This is a genomic window from Novosphingobium sp., from assembly GCF_036820275.1.
GTDB lineage: Bacteria > Pseudomonadota > Alphaproteobacteria > Sphingomonadales > Sphingomonadaceae > Novosphingobium.
This window is the reverse complement of the sequence record NZ_DAISLT010000018.1, coordinates 104,862-118,987: the sequence shown is the minus strand read 5'-3', so window position 1 is coordinate 118,987 and position 14,126 is coordinate 104,862. Positions and strand designations below refer to the sequence as shown.

The following is a 14,126-nucleotide window of genomic DNA, read 5'->3' as shown; positions in this document are numbered from 1 at the left end:
AAATCACTGTCCGCGACTTACCGGAATCGCTGTCCGGGACTTTCCGAAACACGCAAACCGCATTGGTCGTGACTTCGATCGCCCGGATATCCAGGGTCCGGGCGTCAATCCCGATATGGACCTTGCGCCACTGGCGGCGGCGGGAAGCTCCATGCTTCCTGGTCTTCCACTCCCCTTCACCCATCATCTTGATGCCGGTGCTGTCAACCAGCAGATGCAGGCCATCGGCACTGGAGCGCCTGCCAAGGTCCACAGACAAGGTCCGCTGGCGGCGGCACAATGTCGTATAATCCGGTACGGGCCAGTCTAGCCCCGCCATCCTCAGCAGGCTTTCAACCAGCCCCGTCACTTGTCGCAGAGGAAGCCGGAACAGCACTTTCAGCGTCAGGCAAAACTCGATCGCCTCGTCGGAAAATCGCAGCGGACGACCCGCACGCCCATCCGGCACCGCAAACCACGCCATCGCAGGATCAAGCCAAACCTCCTGCGATCCACGGCGCTTCAGCGCTGCATTATACGCGGGCCAATTGGTCGTTCGGTACTGCGCAGGTGTCGGCTTGGGCATTTCGCCCACCTATGACATCCGGTTCCTCATGGGAATCCATCAGCTTGTTACGCAACAAAGCCATCAGGAACTGCTTTTAGCCACGGCCAAGGTTCGCGTTACTCCAGTGGCCTTGGAAACGTCGGCAGGCTTCCATTGAACGAGGCGATCATGGAGCCACCCAGGGAGACTGCATGCCGGGTCCACCAAGATGTCCCATCGGCGTCGTCCGGTCGCATCCGTCGAGAACCTGCTGGACCTTCTGCGGCGGCAGGAATGTTGGCAGCCCCGCGTGGCGCCAGCGGCGGATCGACGGCACGCAGTCCGCCAAAGGAGCGCCGATATGCCCCCTCAGATGCAGGTAACGGAGGAAAGCACGGAGGCTCCAGCACATCTGCTTGCCGCTGTCCGCAGCGCCATCGAGGGCATGGCGTTCAACATATCGTATGATGAGCTCAGGGTTGAGGATCGCAAACTCGCATGAGCCTGCCGGAAACACCTCTTGCAGGAAACGCCGTGCGAACAGATTGTGGCGGTCGCTGGCGCTATGAGAAAGGCCGCGATCATTGATGATGAAGGCCGAAAAGTCCTCAACGATCCGTTGCTGCTCCGTGAGCTCGACCGAAACTGCGTCCGCGACCAACCCCTTGTCGCGCAGGGCGGACAGCAGGCGCCGAAGCGCTGCGTTATCCCAACTATCGACATGCCAATGTTGGCGGCGGTGCTCGACAAACCGGGAGATGTGCGCTTCGCTCAGGTCGCTCGCGCGACTACCTCCGCAGACATGCCAGTCCATGAGATCGCGGAACAGGCTAAGCGACCGCATCGCACACTGTCGACTGAGTTGATCGGCTAAGAGCCGATCCGCAAATACGCTGGCGAACTCGCTGTGAGGGCCATGGATCAGCTTACGATACAGCCTGCTACGCTGCAGATAATGAATCTCTCCCATCTCGTCTCCCCTTCGCATTGACTGCGATGGAGAGGTCTAAATCTATGTCGATCAGGCCGCCGTCAGATCACGATAAAGGTTGGCGAATATGCGCCCGCTCGGCATAGTTCGTCGTCCGGCATAAACATGCCGGCTCAATGACGTCGATCCGCATGCTTGGCTTGCATACGTCATCGCGACGATCTCCGATCACCCACAGACCCGCCATGAACTCCTGCCCTGTTGGGGTGGACGGCTCCCAACGGCATCGCAATGTGCCAGAGTGAGTGCGTTGCAAGACTCAATCAAGGGAGCCGCCCGTGGAGCAAATTACCCGCATAGGCATGGATACGTCAAAGAACGTTTTTCAACTGCATGGCGTCGATGCAGCGGAGAAGGCAGTGCTGCGCAAGAAGTTGACGCGCCGGGAAATGGTTCGGTTTTTCGAAAAGCTGCCGCCCACCGTCGTCGCTATCGAGGCATGCGGCAGTTCACATCATTGGGCTCGTCTTCTCGGATCGCTCGGGCATGATGTAAGGTTGATGAGTTGGCCCCCGAAATGACCTGACAGGGTCTCGCTCTTAGATAAGAGTGAGCCATATGACTGAGCATACGACTAAGCGCTACAGTGGCGGCGAGGTCCTCTCCGGGGTTCAGCGCCGGAGGCGCTGGACCCCGGAGGAAAAGGTCCGGATCGTCGAGGAGACGTATCTGCCGGGCATGAACGTGTCGCTGGTAGCCCGGCAGCATGGCATCAGTGGCAGCCAGATCTTCACCTGGCGCAGGCTGGTTGCGCAGGGTGCGCTGACTGCCGCGGGTGCCGGCGAGGAGGTGGTGCCCGCCTCCGAGTACCGGTCGCTGCAGAACCAGGTCGCCGAGCTGCAGCGCCTGCTGGGCAAGAAGACCATGGAAGCCGAGATACTGCGGGAGGACGTCTCCCGGGCCGCAGGCCCAAAAAAACTCCTCTTGCGCTCGATCTCGTTGCCAGGGGACGACCGGTGAGCGCGGTGGCCGAGGCGTTGGGCGTCAGCCGCCAGCACCTGTCAGCCATGCACAACCGGTCGCCTACACGTCGGCGAGGTCGACCGCCTCTACCGGATGCCGACTTGGTCAGCGACATCCGGGCGCTGATCGCCGATCTGCCCACCTACGGTTATCGCCGGGTCCACGCCCTTCTGCGCCGCCAGGCTGCCAGGATCGGGCGCACAGCGCCCAATCCCAAGCGGGTCTACCGGGTCATGAAGGTGCACGGGCTGCTGCTTCAGCGCCACAACGGCAGCCGGGAGGAGCGGCGCCATGATGGTCGCGTTGCCGTCGATCGGCGCAACACCCGTTGGTGCTCTGACGCCTTGGAGATCGCTTGCGACAATGGCGAAAAGGTGCGCGTTGCCTTTGCACTCGACTGCTGTGACCGCGAGGCCATGGGGCACGTTGCTACCACCGGCGGCATCACCGCCGAGGACATCCGTGATCTGATGGTCGCCACTGTCGAGCATCGCTTTGGCCCGGTGAACCGCTTGGCCTCGCCCATTGAATGGCTCAGCGATAACGGCAGCCCTTACGTTGCTCACGATACTCGCCGCTTCGCGCGCGATATCGGCCTCGTACCCCGCACCACGCCGGTCAGCTCTCCGCAATCGAACGGCATGGCCGAAGCTTTCGTGCGCACCCTCAAGCGCGACTACGTCCGTGTAAACCCGACGCCCGATGCACGCACTGTCATCGAGCAACTGCCCCGCTGGCTAACCCACTACAACGAGGTCCATCCGCACAAGGCGCTAGGCTACCGATCACCCCGCGAGTACATCACCCAAACCCGCGAGGCCTCGTCAGGCAATTAGGGGGCAACGACAGTTGATTGCGCCGCAATTAGCGAAGCCCTACGTCAAGCGCGGCAAGAACGACGCGGCGGATGCCGAAGCTCTCTGCGAAGCGGTGAGCCGCCCAACAATGCGCTTCGTTCCGGTAAAGACTGCAGAACAACAGGCCGCGCTCATGTTGGTCGGGGTGCGCGAAAGGCTCATCCAGAAGCGCACCCAGCTCGTCAACGCTATACGAGGGTATGGCGCGGAGTTCGGCATCACCGCGGCGACGGGTGCATGTCGCGTCGTACCGCTTCTCGAGCGCATCGCGGCAGATGAAGCGATACCCGAATTGGCGCGCGAACTTTTTGCGCTGCAGGGAAAGGAATATGCGCAGCTCCAGTGCGAGATCGAACGGATCGACGCGAAGCTGATGGAATGGCATCGCAACGACGAATGTAGTCAGCGACTGGCCAAAATTCCCGGCGTTGAGCCTATCGGCGCGACCTTGCTCATGATGAAAACGCCCGATCCGCATCTATTCAAATCCGGTCGGGATTTTGCGGCATGGATGGGCCTGACCCCCAAAGATCACTCGACCGCCGGCAAGACAAGACACGGCGTTATCACTCGCGCTGGTGATGAGCTTCTCAGAAGCACGCTCGTGGTCGGAGCTACCGCAGTCGTTCAGCACGCCCGCAATGGGCGAGGCAGGAATCTCACACCATGGCTTATCGGCTTGATTGGACGAAAATCACCTAAGCTCGTTGCGGTTGCCGTTGCTAACAAAGCCGCACGTGTCGCGTGGAAACTCATGGTGAGCGGCGAGCGATACCAATGCGTCGCGCCGCCCGCCCTTACTGCGGTAGCAGCATAAGAATTAGCCAGGAGCGATGAGCAGAATATCAATGCTATCGTACTGAGCTGGTCCGTGATCTTGCATGAAGAGAGCAGATGGTGCGATCGATCGATCCGAGGCGTGTGACACTCCGTCAGTTCCAGTGGCCATCACAGGCCGCTGCCTTGTTGGGAACACACACCGCGGAAACCATCTTGGCCAGCGGTCACGTGCGACCGCACCGAAAGGCCGGACATATGGAAGCAAGCGATCCGATCAAATTTTCCGTTCAGCCCTTGCAAGAGGGAGCCGTCCACATATGGAACTGGAAAGCGCGTCAGGCCCAGCTTCACAACGACGCCCAGGCAGCCTGACCCGCGCTCAGCAAGGCTCAGGCCAAACCTGAAGGGTCCTCACCGAACGCATACGGCTCTGTCAGGATGTACGCAAATCCGGCCAGTTATTCTCGTGCCACAAAGGCCGCTCACGCTGCGCCTGGTCGTAATCATCGCGCGCTTGCAGAATTGCCGGAGCCTTCGTTTCAATCCAGGCGATCAGGCGAAAGACCTGCCCGTGAAGGGAACGCCCCAACCCGGAGAGCTCATACGAGACTTTCGGCGGAACATCGGCTGTTGCGATACGCACGACAAGCCCTTCCTTTTCGAGCGCGCGCAGCTTGAGGGTCAGAACACGCTGGGAAATATCCTGTTCCGCTGACAGTTTCGCCAGGATCCTGCGGAGTTCCGCATGTCGCCATTCCCCCGTCGCAAGAACCTGGAGGATGAGCATTGTCCATCGATCGCCGAGCATCGCCATGATGGAGCGAACGGGTGCATCACGGTCAGCACCATGCCGCTCCATCTCTTGTGCGAGCTCGTTAAGCGTACGGGTCACATCGGCCTCGTTGGTGGGCACAAATAAGTGCCTCCTTCTCATGGTGGGGCGACAGGTTAATCCCGACGCCAGAGAGGTGCAAATGGGCAATTCAATCAACATGAATGGGAAGGTGGCAATTGTCACCGGTGGTGCAGGTGCGATCGGGTCCGCGACGGCTCGGCTGATGGCCGCGCGTGGCGCTCGATTGGTGGTTGCCGATATCGCCTATGAGGCGGCGCAAGCGGTCGCAGCCGAATTGGACGAGGCGATCGCGGTAGAACTCGACCTCGAGCAGGAGGGCTCGATCGAAGCGATGGTCGCGCAGGCCGTCGATCATTTCGGCCGGCTTGACGTCCTGCACAACAACGCTGCTCTATTGGACGCCGAAGTAGCGCGGGCGGACGGCAACATCGAGGAGATGGGAACCGCCCTTTGGGATCGGACCTACGCGATCAACGTGCGCGGCACGATGATCGCATGCCGGGCCGTCCTGCCCCATCTGCGAAAATCGCGGGGCAACATCGTCAATACGGTGAGCAATCTCGCGCTCCAGGGTCACATCATCCAGGCCGCCTATTCGTCATCGAAGGCGGCCATCATTCAGATGACCCGGGCGATCGCGGCGAGCCATGGCCTCGACGGCGTGCGCTGCAACGCGGTGGCGCCAGGCATGACCATGACCCCCGGCCTGCGTGAGGCATTTCCGCCCCCACTTCTGAAAGCGGTGGAAAGCGAGACCCTGCGCGAGCATCTGGGCGTCCCTGAAGACATCGCCGAAGCGGTCGCCTTCCTCGCCTCGGACGCCGCGCGCAACATCACCGGCCAGGTGCTCGTCGCGGACGGGGGCTGCGCCAGCCACGTCCCCGGGATCGCCCAGTTCCGGTCCTTCTTTTCGGGAGACATCTCATGAGCCAGTACGACATCGTGGTGATGGGCGCAGGCCACAACAGTCTCGTGGCCGCCGCTTACATGGCGAAGGCGGGCAAGAAGTTGCTCGTCCTCGAGCGCAAGTCCTATTTTGGCGGCGGGGTTTCGACGCGCGAGCTGATCCAGCCGGGCTACCTGCATGACGAGCACTCCAACGTGCATATCATGATTCAGGGCAACCCGATGCTGCGCGAGGACGAGCTGGGGCTGCTTTCCAAATTCGGCCTCAAATATATCTACCCGGACCTGATCCACGTCAGCATCTGGGAAGACGGAACCGTCATCCGCAGCTACAAGGACCTCGACCGGACCTGCCAGGAGATCGAGCGGGTCACCTCGTCCAGGGATGCCGAAAGCTACCGCAAATTCGCGCAGATGAGCATGAACGCGCTCCCTATGCTAACGGCGGGCCTCTATTCTCCGCCCTTCCCTCTTGGCGCGTTTGTCGCAATGATGGACCAGTCCGACGAGGGACGGTTTCTTCTCGACCTGATGCAGCGTTCCGCGCTCGATGTCGTCTCGCATTATTTCGAAAGCGAGATGCTGAGGCTCCATATCGTTCGCATGGTGACCGAGAATCTTCAGATGCCGGACGAACTGGGAACGGGCATGGGCGCTTTCGTCATGCCCGGCATCATCCACACCTATGGTTGCTCGATGCCGGTTGGCGGCTCGGGCCAATTGAGCCATGCGCTCGTCCGTGCTCTGGAACATTTCGGGGGCGAGGTCAGGCTCGATGCCGAGGTGAAGCGCGTTATCGTCTCGGGCGGCAAAGCTGTCGGGCTTGAGCTGTCCGACGGCGAAAAGCTCATGGCCAAAGACGGAGTGATCGGCGCGATCCACCCCCATAAACTGCGCGAGTTCGTGAGCGAAGCGCCCGAGCCGGTGTTGGAACGTGCCGGGCGGGTAACGCAATCCACGTTCACGATCAACCTCACCCATGCCACGCTCAGGGAAAGGCTCCAGCTCAAAGTCGGCAACGACTGCAATGCGATGATGACCGAGCTCATGGATTTCTACACGACGCGCGACATGTGTCTCGAATATGACAAGCTGCGTCGCGGCGAAGTCTCATCCCGCCTGATCGCCGGCGGTGACAATGCGATCTTCGATCCCACGCGCGCGCCCGAGGGTGCCGGTGTATTTTACGGCGTGAATTTCGCGCCTTATCATCTTCATGACGGCGGCGCCGCTGCGTGGGATTCCAGGAAACAGGAGCATGGCGATCGAGCCCTCGCGCAATATCGCAAGTTCTACAAGAATTTTGATGATGACAATATCCTCGGCCGCAAGATCTGCTCTCCGCTTGACCACGAACGGGGCAGCCCCAACTCGATGGTGGAAGGGGATGCACATGGCTGCGGGCCCTTCTTTTACCAATCCATGGGGCATCGTCCCACGCCTGATCTGGGGAGCTTCCGCGTGCCCGGTGTCGCCGGCCTCTACCTTGTCGGTCCTTTCATGCATCCCGGCGGCGGCGTCTTCGGCGCGGGACGCGCTACCGCGATCCAGATGATGGACGATCTCGATATCGATTACGAAAAGGTTTGTGGAGGTGCGGTCTGATGAAAATCCTCGATGCGAACGACAAGGAGCTGATGACCGTCCGCAAGATCGAACGTGACGGTAATACGCTGGTGATCCGGGGCAAGATTTTTGGCGCGATGCCGATGGTCGCCAGATTGACGCCCAAGGAGGCCCGGGCTGCGCTCAAGTTGCTGGATTTCAAGACATTTTTCTTCTTGCTGACACTGTTGTTTCGCAAGGGATAGGAAATGTTGCCGGTGATCACGATCTCGGCCTATCGTGGCGACTAGCAGCGAAGACGATCTGATGGACCTCTGCGCTGCTTCAGCCCAAAATACTCAGCGCCGCACTTTCTTTTCTACGCAGATTATCGCTCGGCTCGAGGTTGCTGGTCGCAGCGACGCCCCTTTGGGCTCAAGAACGGCTACAAAAACGGCTAGATTGCGCGCGTAATCTTGCGTTCGAAAGCAGTGATCAAGAGGCGGTGACGACAAACTTGACATGTGAGGCCACATATTTCGCAGCGACCGCCTGAACTGAAACTGGTTATCGAAATACATTGTCGCCAAATCTTTCCTGCAGGTGCCGGGCAACGGCCTTTTGATATCGTCGCTGTCGCCACAGCGTCGGGCTGTGATAAATTCCAACGGCGGTCCAATAATCGCCCGAGGAGCGAAGAGCAGACAAGAACACCCACCGCGCGGCTTCCGCATTGAAGCAGGCGTCGAACCGCAACCAGTTGCGAACCTGTTTCTCCGACCTCTGGACCTCCCCGGCGATGCGCGGGACCCACCAACTGTTGATCTGCAGCGGGCCCAGATCATGCGAGCCGTTGCTGTTGCGAATTTCCGCTCCCAGCCAGCCCGCTTCCTGGTCGCGTAGTCCCCACAGTGTCTTTTCCAGCCATGGTTTTCCGAGTGATGCTTTACGAATGCAGGAGCCGATAAGACGCTCCTCTTCCACACTGCGTGTCTTTGCCAATGCTGCGTGCGGCAAGAGTGTGATGCTGAACAGCATAGCCGACAGGAATGGACAATATTTCTGCATCAGTTGATCTTCCGTATCTGTGGCATGGAGCGCGCTGGCTCGATGTCTGCCGTCAAACCGGGATCCGGGCCACCGGTCAGCAGAGCGAGCAAGGACCGCCCGGAAATGATCCGAACGACGCCGGAATGGCTGACAGACAGGCGGCTTTGAGGCCCGGTGCGACCAGTATGAATGAACAGGCCCCGACGTCCGCGCGCCTGGCAGAGCGTATCGAAGGCGACGACATGTTCGGGCCGGATGGCGCCGGAATAGCGTTTCGCCTGGATCAGCCATGTCGCGCTATCGATAACGACCTGGCCATCAATCCCGCCATCGCCCGTATACCGATTATTACGGATCACCTTGTGACCGCGCCGCTCGAAACTCTCCAGCAGCAGTTCTTCAAAGGCGAGAGGATCCATGGCCCTGAGCCGGGCATAGAGTAATTGGGGTGGCTGCAGCCGGTCGCGGCCGCATAGTTGCGATGCCATGGTCCTGGCCTGCCGCCGTCGCCAGCGATGGCGTGGAGGTACTCGAAATCGCGCCAGAGCGAGCGCAAGCAGGATCAGAACGAAGGCCAGGACGACAAACAGCATGGGCAGTGACCTTATCTTTCGGGACCATGGGGAGGTTCGGGCTGCGACACAGGCGCATGGATCGGCTGATCGGTGCGGACTTGCGCGGCATCGCGTTCGATGCGGGCTCGATCGACGATGCGGCTGAGAAACCCGTCGAGGACCTGCGCGATGCTTCGCGCGCCCTTGGCGAGATGGTTGGCCGCGCCACGCGGTGGCTGCTCGCGCCTGTCAAGCTGGCGTTGGAGCGCCCGGTCGCGCCGCTCGGTACGCATGCGTTCCTGCTCGGTCTTGAGGCCGTTCAGATGGCCTGCCTGGCGTTTCGAGAAGGCCTCGACGCGATCCGCCTTCATGCGCCCCAGCCCTTCAGAGGAAGAGGTCTTCTCACCCGACTGGCGTTCAAGCTTGGCGATCAGTTCCTTGACATTGTTGGTCCAGAGCCGGGCGCCGAAGGCTGCGCGGGTGATGGCGGTGTAGAAATTCTGGGCGTTGACAAGCGGCGATTCGACCGGCGCCAGCACAAAGACACGCGGATAGGTCTTGGACTGGGAGGAATATACGGTTTCCGCATAGCCATGATCCCAGGTCTGGTGCTTCGACAGATCGACCAGCTGCGTTTTGCCGGTCCGGTCCCAGCCGATCGTCGCCAATGTTCCGTCGAGTTTTTCGACCGTGCCGCGCTCGGCATTGCGCAAATCGAGCTCGCGGTTGACGAGGCGCCACTGGATGCGGTCGCCTTCGGCCAGATCCCGTTCCTCGGGATTGAATATATTGATATGCTGCGCCCTGCTTGTCTGCGGATCCCAGCGGATCTCGCGCCCATTCTCATCAACAAGCCGCACGACCTGCCGACCATTACCGTCCCTGCCAAGGCCTGCCACACGGTAATCGGCGCCTCGCGCAACGCCCAGGCGTGTGAGGTCCCGATCGAAGCGCACGACCTGGCCTGCGGTATAGAAGCGGGCCATATGCTTTTCGATGTCAGTGAGGCCCGCCGGCGCGAGTATCGAAAGCCGGCTGTCCTCGGCCGCGAGGCCGCTCTCGGCTTTGAGGGCCTCCCGGATCTTGCTGTTGACGATCAGCCGGGTCGCATTGTCGAGGACGAGAATATTGGTGCCGGATCGCGAATCCGGCTTCAGCCGAACCCAGGCTGCGACCACCTGCTCGGCCATTTTCTCATTGTCGGTCACGGTGCTTACGCTATCGAGCTTGGCCAGCGCCTGCGTGAAGTCCCCGGTCCTCGCCGCAGTGACCGCCGCCTTGATCGACCTGGTTTCCTGCCGCACGGCCTCGGTCAGCTCGACGGTCGGCAATCCCAGCCTGCGCATCAGCCAGAAAGGTTTCCCCTGCTCGATCGCCCCGGTCTGCTTTTCGTCGCCCAGGAACAAAAGCCGTGCGCCCGTGGCCCTGCTGATCTCGAGCAGCCGCCTTGCCTGGCGATTTCCCAACTGTCCCGCCTCGTCGAGCACCAGCACATGGCGATCGGTAATCCCCTGCCCGCCCCGCGCCACGAAGCCGGCGACGGTATGAGAGGCGATATCCGCCTTGCTTCCCAGTTCCGCCGCAGCCGAGGATGTGGGCGCCAGCGCGATCAAGGTCGTGCCGGGCTCTGCCGCGTTCCCCAGCACCCGCACCAGCGTCGATTTGCCCGAGCCGGCGACGCCGTGAATCGCGGTCACGCGATCGCGCGAGAGTGCCGTCTCGACCAGCGCGCGCTGTTGCTCACCGTTGAGTGATGTCTCTTCCAGTACCGACAGCACCCGACCGCTCGAAGCAATCGGGCGGCCGTCACCAAGACCAAGCGCGATATGCTGGGTCAGCGCCAGTTCCAGGCGCCAGGATGTCCGACTGGTGCGCCCACGGGTGAGCACCGTGTCGCCGGTCTGCTCATGGGTCGGCAGCAGCTTGCGCAAGACTTCATGATTTTCAAGTCTTGGGCGGATATCCTCAAGGCGGACTTCGCCGACATGGGCGGCGAGGCCCGTGCGCAGGATATCGCCCAGATTGTTGACCGCCTCGGCGGTCTCCAATTGGCGCAACCCGAACAGCGCGGCCCGCGACGCCTCGCGTTCGCTGGGCGCTGCATGTTCGTCTTCCTGGCTTCGGGCAGCCGAGGCGGTCTGTTCCAGCGTATCGAGAAACTTGCCGGCCCGCTTATGCCATTGCCCCAAAAGGGCATCATAGGCGATCTTCACCTTGGCCCGCCTCGTTGCATAGAAGGAGGTACGCTGCGCCTTCTGTCCGACCAGACCATGTTCACGCGCATGCTTTTCGATCTGCTCCGCACGCTGGGAGAAACTCTCCATCAGGTCGCTTGGAACGCCGCGGATTTCGAACAGGCCCGATCTGGGATCGAAGTCGATCTGGTAGCCCGTCTCCCGCAAGGCGAAGGCCAGGGCATTGCGATAGATCTGCCCGGCGACGCGCTGCTCGCCATACATGACCCGGCTTTCCAGGCTCGCCATGGGGTCGCCATCAGCGCGGTTCGTCATGTTGAGGACCACGAGATGGGTATGGAGATGGGGATCGAGTTCCCGGCTGCCATGTTCGGTAAAACGGGCGACCAGAATCCGGCCGGTCGTCTCGTGGACGATCTGGCCCGCGTCCCGGCGGCGCAGTTGCGCCTGTTCCTCCAAATAAGAGATGGCTGCGGTGACCCCATGTTCATGAGCGGCCAGCACCCGCTCATCGCCCGCCACCAGCGCCATGATCGAGACGGACTTGGCCGCGTTGACGGCAAAATCCCAGCCGGGATGATGCTGGATTTCACCATTTGCGCGATGACGCCCGAGTTGCTGTTCGCCGACTTTCCCGGCAAGCAGGTCGCGCAGCAGTTTTGCGTCGACCGATCCGGAAAGACCCAGATCCTGCGCCAGCTTGCCACCCCATTCGGAGGGCTCGTCGCCGCCCTTGGTGTAGTAATCGCCGACCGTATAATATCTGGCGATATTGGCCGGTTTGCCATGGAGGCGCTGGGGCTGGATCATGCGGGCTTGGCCGGTTCACGCGGACCATCCTCGCGGCCATGCTGGACAAGATCGGAGCGGATTTCACCCTGCCTGCCCGCCAGCATTGTCCAGAGCGTACGAGCCGGCAGGTCTAGCTTCGCATTCTCGCCATTCCGCAATATCTCCTCTATCTGGCCGGGATTTACGTTTGCCGGAGGAGGTACGAACAGGTCCGGCTGTGCGGGAGGCGTGGGAGGCGCGTCGGAGCCCGCTGGTGATCCTGTCGATAGCTTGTCTTGCGGGTTCGGGGGCGACTGAGGAGTCTGTGCCCCCTCGCGTTCCATCGCTTCACGCACGACCGCCTCGGCATGGGCGATGCGGACCAGTGTCTTTGCCTTGTCGATATGAATGGGCGGCGTCGTGCGTTCGAGAAAGGCTGGCCCCAGCGTCGGCACGTCGTTGAACCGGCTGTCGAACCGGACCACCGGCAGGTTGCGACCGAAGCGCAGGAAGCCCACGAGGTTGGGCAGGTTGGTGACCTCTGTCGGCATGACCAGCGGCCGCGTCACCTGCATGCGCGACAGGTTGACGCCGTCGCGCATGTCATTGACGCCGTAGGACATGCCCTCATTCGCCTCGACCTGCTCGACCTGGCCGAGATTTTCAGAGACATGTTTGGCGGTCGCGGTATCGTTGGCCCGTAGCGCTACCCAGGTCGAGCAATAGCCGGTGATCGCGGCGGCGTCCTGGATGCCGTAAGTGGCTTCGAGTTGCGGATAGGACTGAAAGCCCAATATGCCGCAGCCGCCATATTTGCGCGCCCGGGCGAGGAAATCGGAAAGGCTCGGCAGCTTTTGCAGCGTCGGCAATTCGTCGATCACGCAGTATAGCCGCCGGTCGCGATCGGGCGTCAGGCTCATGATCGCGCTGATGGCGATATCGAGCCAGACGGTGATCAGCGGACGCAGCGAAGGAAGCTGGTCGGCTTTTACGGTGATAAAGAGCCAGCTTCCTTCCGCGCCCTTCTCGACCCAGTCGCGGATCGAGAAACCATCCTCGGTATCGTCGAGATAGCCAAAGCTGCGCATCACCGATGCAAGCTCGGCCTGGATACCGGCCGACGTCCGCTCGCCTTCGGTGCTGATGAAAGCGGCGGCGTCGGTGCCGGTCACGAAGGCGGCGAGATCCTTGAGTTTGGACCGCAGCAGCCGGTCGAGCAGCACCGAGACATAGGTGTGTTGCTGGCGGGCGAGCTTGCGCATGACCGCGACAAGCGTTCCCCGCGCCGCCTTGGCCCAGAAGGGATCGCCATGCTTGTCGGGGATCGTGGACTCGGCGATCTGGTCATAATGATAGTCGCGTGGCACATCGACCCAGGGCGACCAGCGGGCGGTGCGCTGGTCAAGCGGATTGAGCAGCACGTCGGTGCCCTGGCGGTAGAATTTCTCGACGAAAGTGCCCGCCGTGTCATAGACGATAGCGCGCCGCCCCGACTTGCGGATACCCTCGAGCATGCCGACGATGAGGTTGGTCTTGCCGGTGCCGGGCGCCCCGCAGAGCAGGATATGTTCAGGCTCATAAGCCTCAGGCACCGGGACCTTGCCGATCGCAAGCGGTCCCTTTTTCTGCCGCCACAAGGCGCGCTTTACCTGCCGGATCGTGCCGAAGCGCGCGCCGCGAAGATATTCGTTGGAGCCAAGGCCCCTCCCCGTTCGGGTAAAATAGAACCAGGCCCAGCCGAGCATGGCGAGCGCGAACAGGCCCGAGATCAATGCGCCGTGCAGCAGATAGAGTTCGAAGGCATGCAGCGTCTTCTTCGCCAGCGGAGACGCGACCAGCCAGTCGGCCGAGGTCCAGTAGTCCCGCCCCTCAGGTGTTCGAAACTGCACCGGATCGTTGGTGCCGCCCGCCGCATCGACCTTGATCATCGCTTCGGCGAGCTTGACCAGCACGAAGCGTTCATATTCGGTCGACTTCTCGAACGCATACCAAATCGTGCCGATGATCCAGATGATGACGCCGGCCAACAGGGTCTGGTAAAAGACCTGCGTGGTCATGCGGACATTGTGGACGATTGCCTGACCGCCGCGCGTCCATGACCCCAGCGTATCGTTGCGGAAGATGCTCACTGG

Annotated in this window: 11 protein-coding genes and 3 pseudogenes; 7 read left to right on the top strand and 7 right to left on the bottom strand. The window is 61.4% G+C overall.

Going from position 1 to position 14,126, the window contains the following annotated elements; all coding sequences use genetic code 11:
* Positions 1–565, bottom strand: a 565-nt coding sequence (locus tag V7066_RS15615; protein ID WP_334183905.1) for an IS5 family transposase, incomplete at its 3' end; no start/stop codon positions are given.
* 148 nt (positions 566–713) lie between these two features.
* Positions 714–1,496 carry a hypothetical protein gene (locus V7066_RS15610; protein WP_334183904.1) on the bottom strand — a complete coding sequence of 261 codons (783 nt, stop codon included), beginning with the start codon at positions 1,494–1,496 and terminating at the stop codon, positions 714–716.
* Between the two features lie 124 nt (positions 1,497–1,620).
* On the opposite strand from V7066_RS15610, the pseudogene V7066_RS15605 reads away from it, so the two are divergent.
* From V7066_RS15605 to V7066_RS15590, 4 genes and pseudogenes are all read left to right on the top strand, one after another.
* Positions 1,621–1,716: pseudogene (locus V7066_RS15605) on the top strand (transposase domain-containing protein); the annotation flags it as partial.
* A gap of 79 nt (positions 1,717–1,795) precedes the next feature.
* A pseudogene (locus V7066_RS15600) lies at positions 1,796–2,023 on the top strand (IS110 family transposase); the annotation flags it as partial.
* Positions 2,024–2,075: 52 nt separating this feature from the next.
* Positions 2,076–3,316 (top strand): IS3 family transposase gene (locus tag V7066_RS15595; protein WP_334183903.1). Its coding sequence is split into 2 segments (ribosomal slippage): positions 2,076–2,430 and positions 2,430–3,316, totalling 1,242 coding nucleotides; the frame shifts between segments, so codons are not numbered across the junction.
* A 10-nt stretch (positions 3,317–3,326) separates the two neighbouring features.
* Positions 3,327–4,154 (top strand): annotated as a pseudogene (locus tag V7066_RS15590) (IS110-like element ISShsp1 family transposase); the annotation flags it as partial.
* 396 nt (positions 4,155–4,550) lie between these two features.
* On the opposite strand, the gene V7066_RS15585 reads toward V7066_RS15590, so the two are convergent.
* The gene (locus V7066_RS15585; RefSeq protein WP_334183902.1) at positions 4,551–5,030 is read right to left on the bottom strand and encodes a winged helix-turn-helix transcriptional regulator; all 480 of its coding nucleotides are present in this window, start codon (positions 5,028–5,030) and stop codon (positions 4,551–4,553) included.
* 61 nt (positions 5,031–5,091) lie between these two features.
* On the opposite strand from V7066_RS15585, the gene V7066_RS15580 reads away from it, so the two are divergent.
* Genes V7066_RS15580 through V7066_RS15570 form a run of 3 tightly spaced genes read left to right on the top strand, consistent with a single transcriptional unit; the run spans position 5,092 to position 7,690 of the window.
* Positions 5,092–5,901 carry an SDR family NAD(P)-dependent oxidoreductase gene (locus V7066_RS15580; protein ID WP_334183901.1) on the top strand — a complete coding sequence of 270 codons (810 nt, stop codon included), beginning with the start codon at positions 5,092–5,094 and terminating at the stop codon, positions 5,899–5,901.
* Positions 5,898–7,484 carry a phytoene desaturase family protein gene (locus V7066_RS15575; protein WP_334183900.1) on the top strand — a complete coding sequence of 529 codons (1,587 nt, stop codon included), beginning with the start codon at positions 5,898–5,900 and terminating at the stop codon, positions 7,482–7,484. The genes V7066_RS15580 and V7066_RS15575 overlap by 4 nt, the downstream gene beginning before the upstream one ends.
* Positions 7,484–7,690 (top strand): hypothetical protein, encoded by a 207-nt coding sequence (locus tag V7066_RS15570; protein WP_334183899.1) that lies wholly within the window; start codon positions 7,484–7,486, stop codon positions 7,688–7,690. The genes V7066_RS15575 and V7066_RS15570 overlap by 1 nt, the downstream gene beginning before the upstream one ends.
* Before the next feature lie 301 nt (positions 7,691–7,991).
* On the opposite strand, the gene V7066_RS15565 is transcribed toward V7066_RS15570, so the two are convergent.
* From V7066_RS15565 to V7066_RS15550, 4 genes are read right to left on the bottom strand one after another with little or no spacing between them, the layout of a single operon-like run.
* Positions 7,992–8,492, bottom strand: coding sequence for a lytic transglycosylase domain-containing protein (locus tag V7066_RS15565; RefSeq protein WP_334183898.1), 501 nt, complete (start codon positions 8,490–8,492; stop codon positions 7,992–7,994).
* On the bottom strand, positions 8,492–9,067 hold the full coding sequence (locus V7066_RS15560) for a restriction endonuclease (protein WP_334183897.1): 576 nt from the start codon (positions 9,065–9,067) through the stop codon (positions 8,492–8,494). The genes V7066_RS15565 and V7066_RS15560 overlap by 1 nt, the downstream gene beginning before the upstream one ends.
* 11 nt (positions 9,068–9,078) lie before the next feature.
* Positions 9,079–12,033: a MobF family relaxase gene (gene mobF / locus V7066_RS15555; RefSeq protein ID WP_334183896.1), complete on the bottom strand. Its 2,955-nt coding sequence runs from the start codon at positions 12,031–12,033 to the stop codon at positions 9,079–9,081.
* Positions 12,030–14,123 (bottom strand): type IV secretion system DNA-binding domain-containing protein, encoded by a 2,094-nt coding sequence (locus V7066_RS15550; RefSeq protein WP_334183895.1) that lies wholly within the window; start codon positions 14,121–14,123, stop codon positions 12,030–12,032. Before V7066_RS15550 ends, mobF begins: the two co-directional genes overlap by 4 nt.
* Positions 14,124–14,126 lie beyond the last annotated feature (3 nt).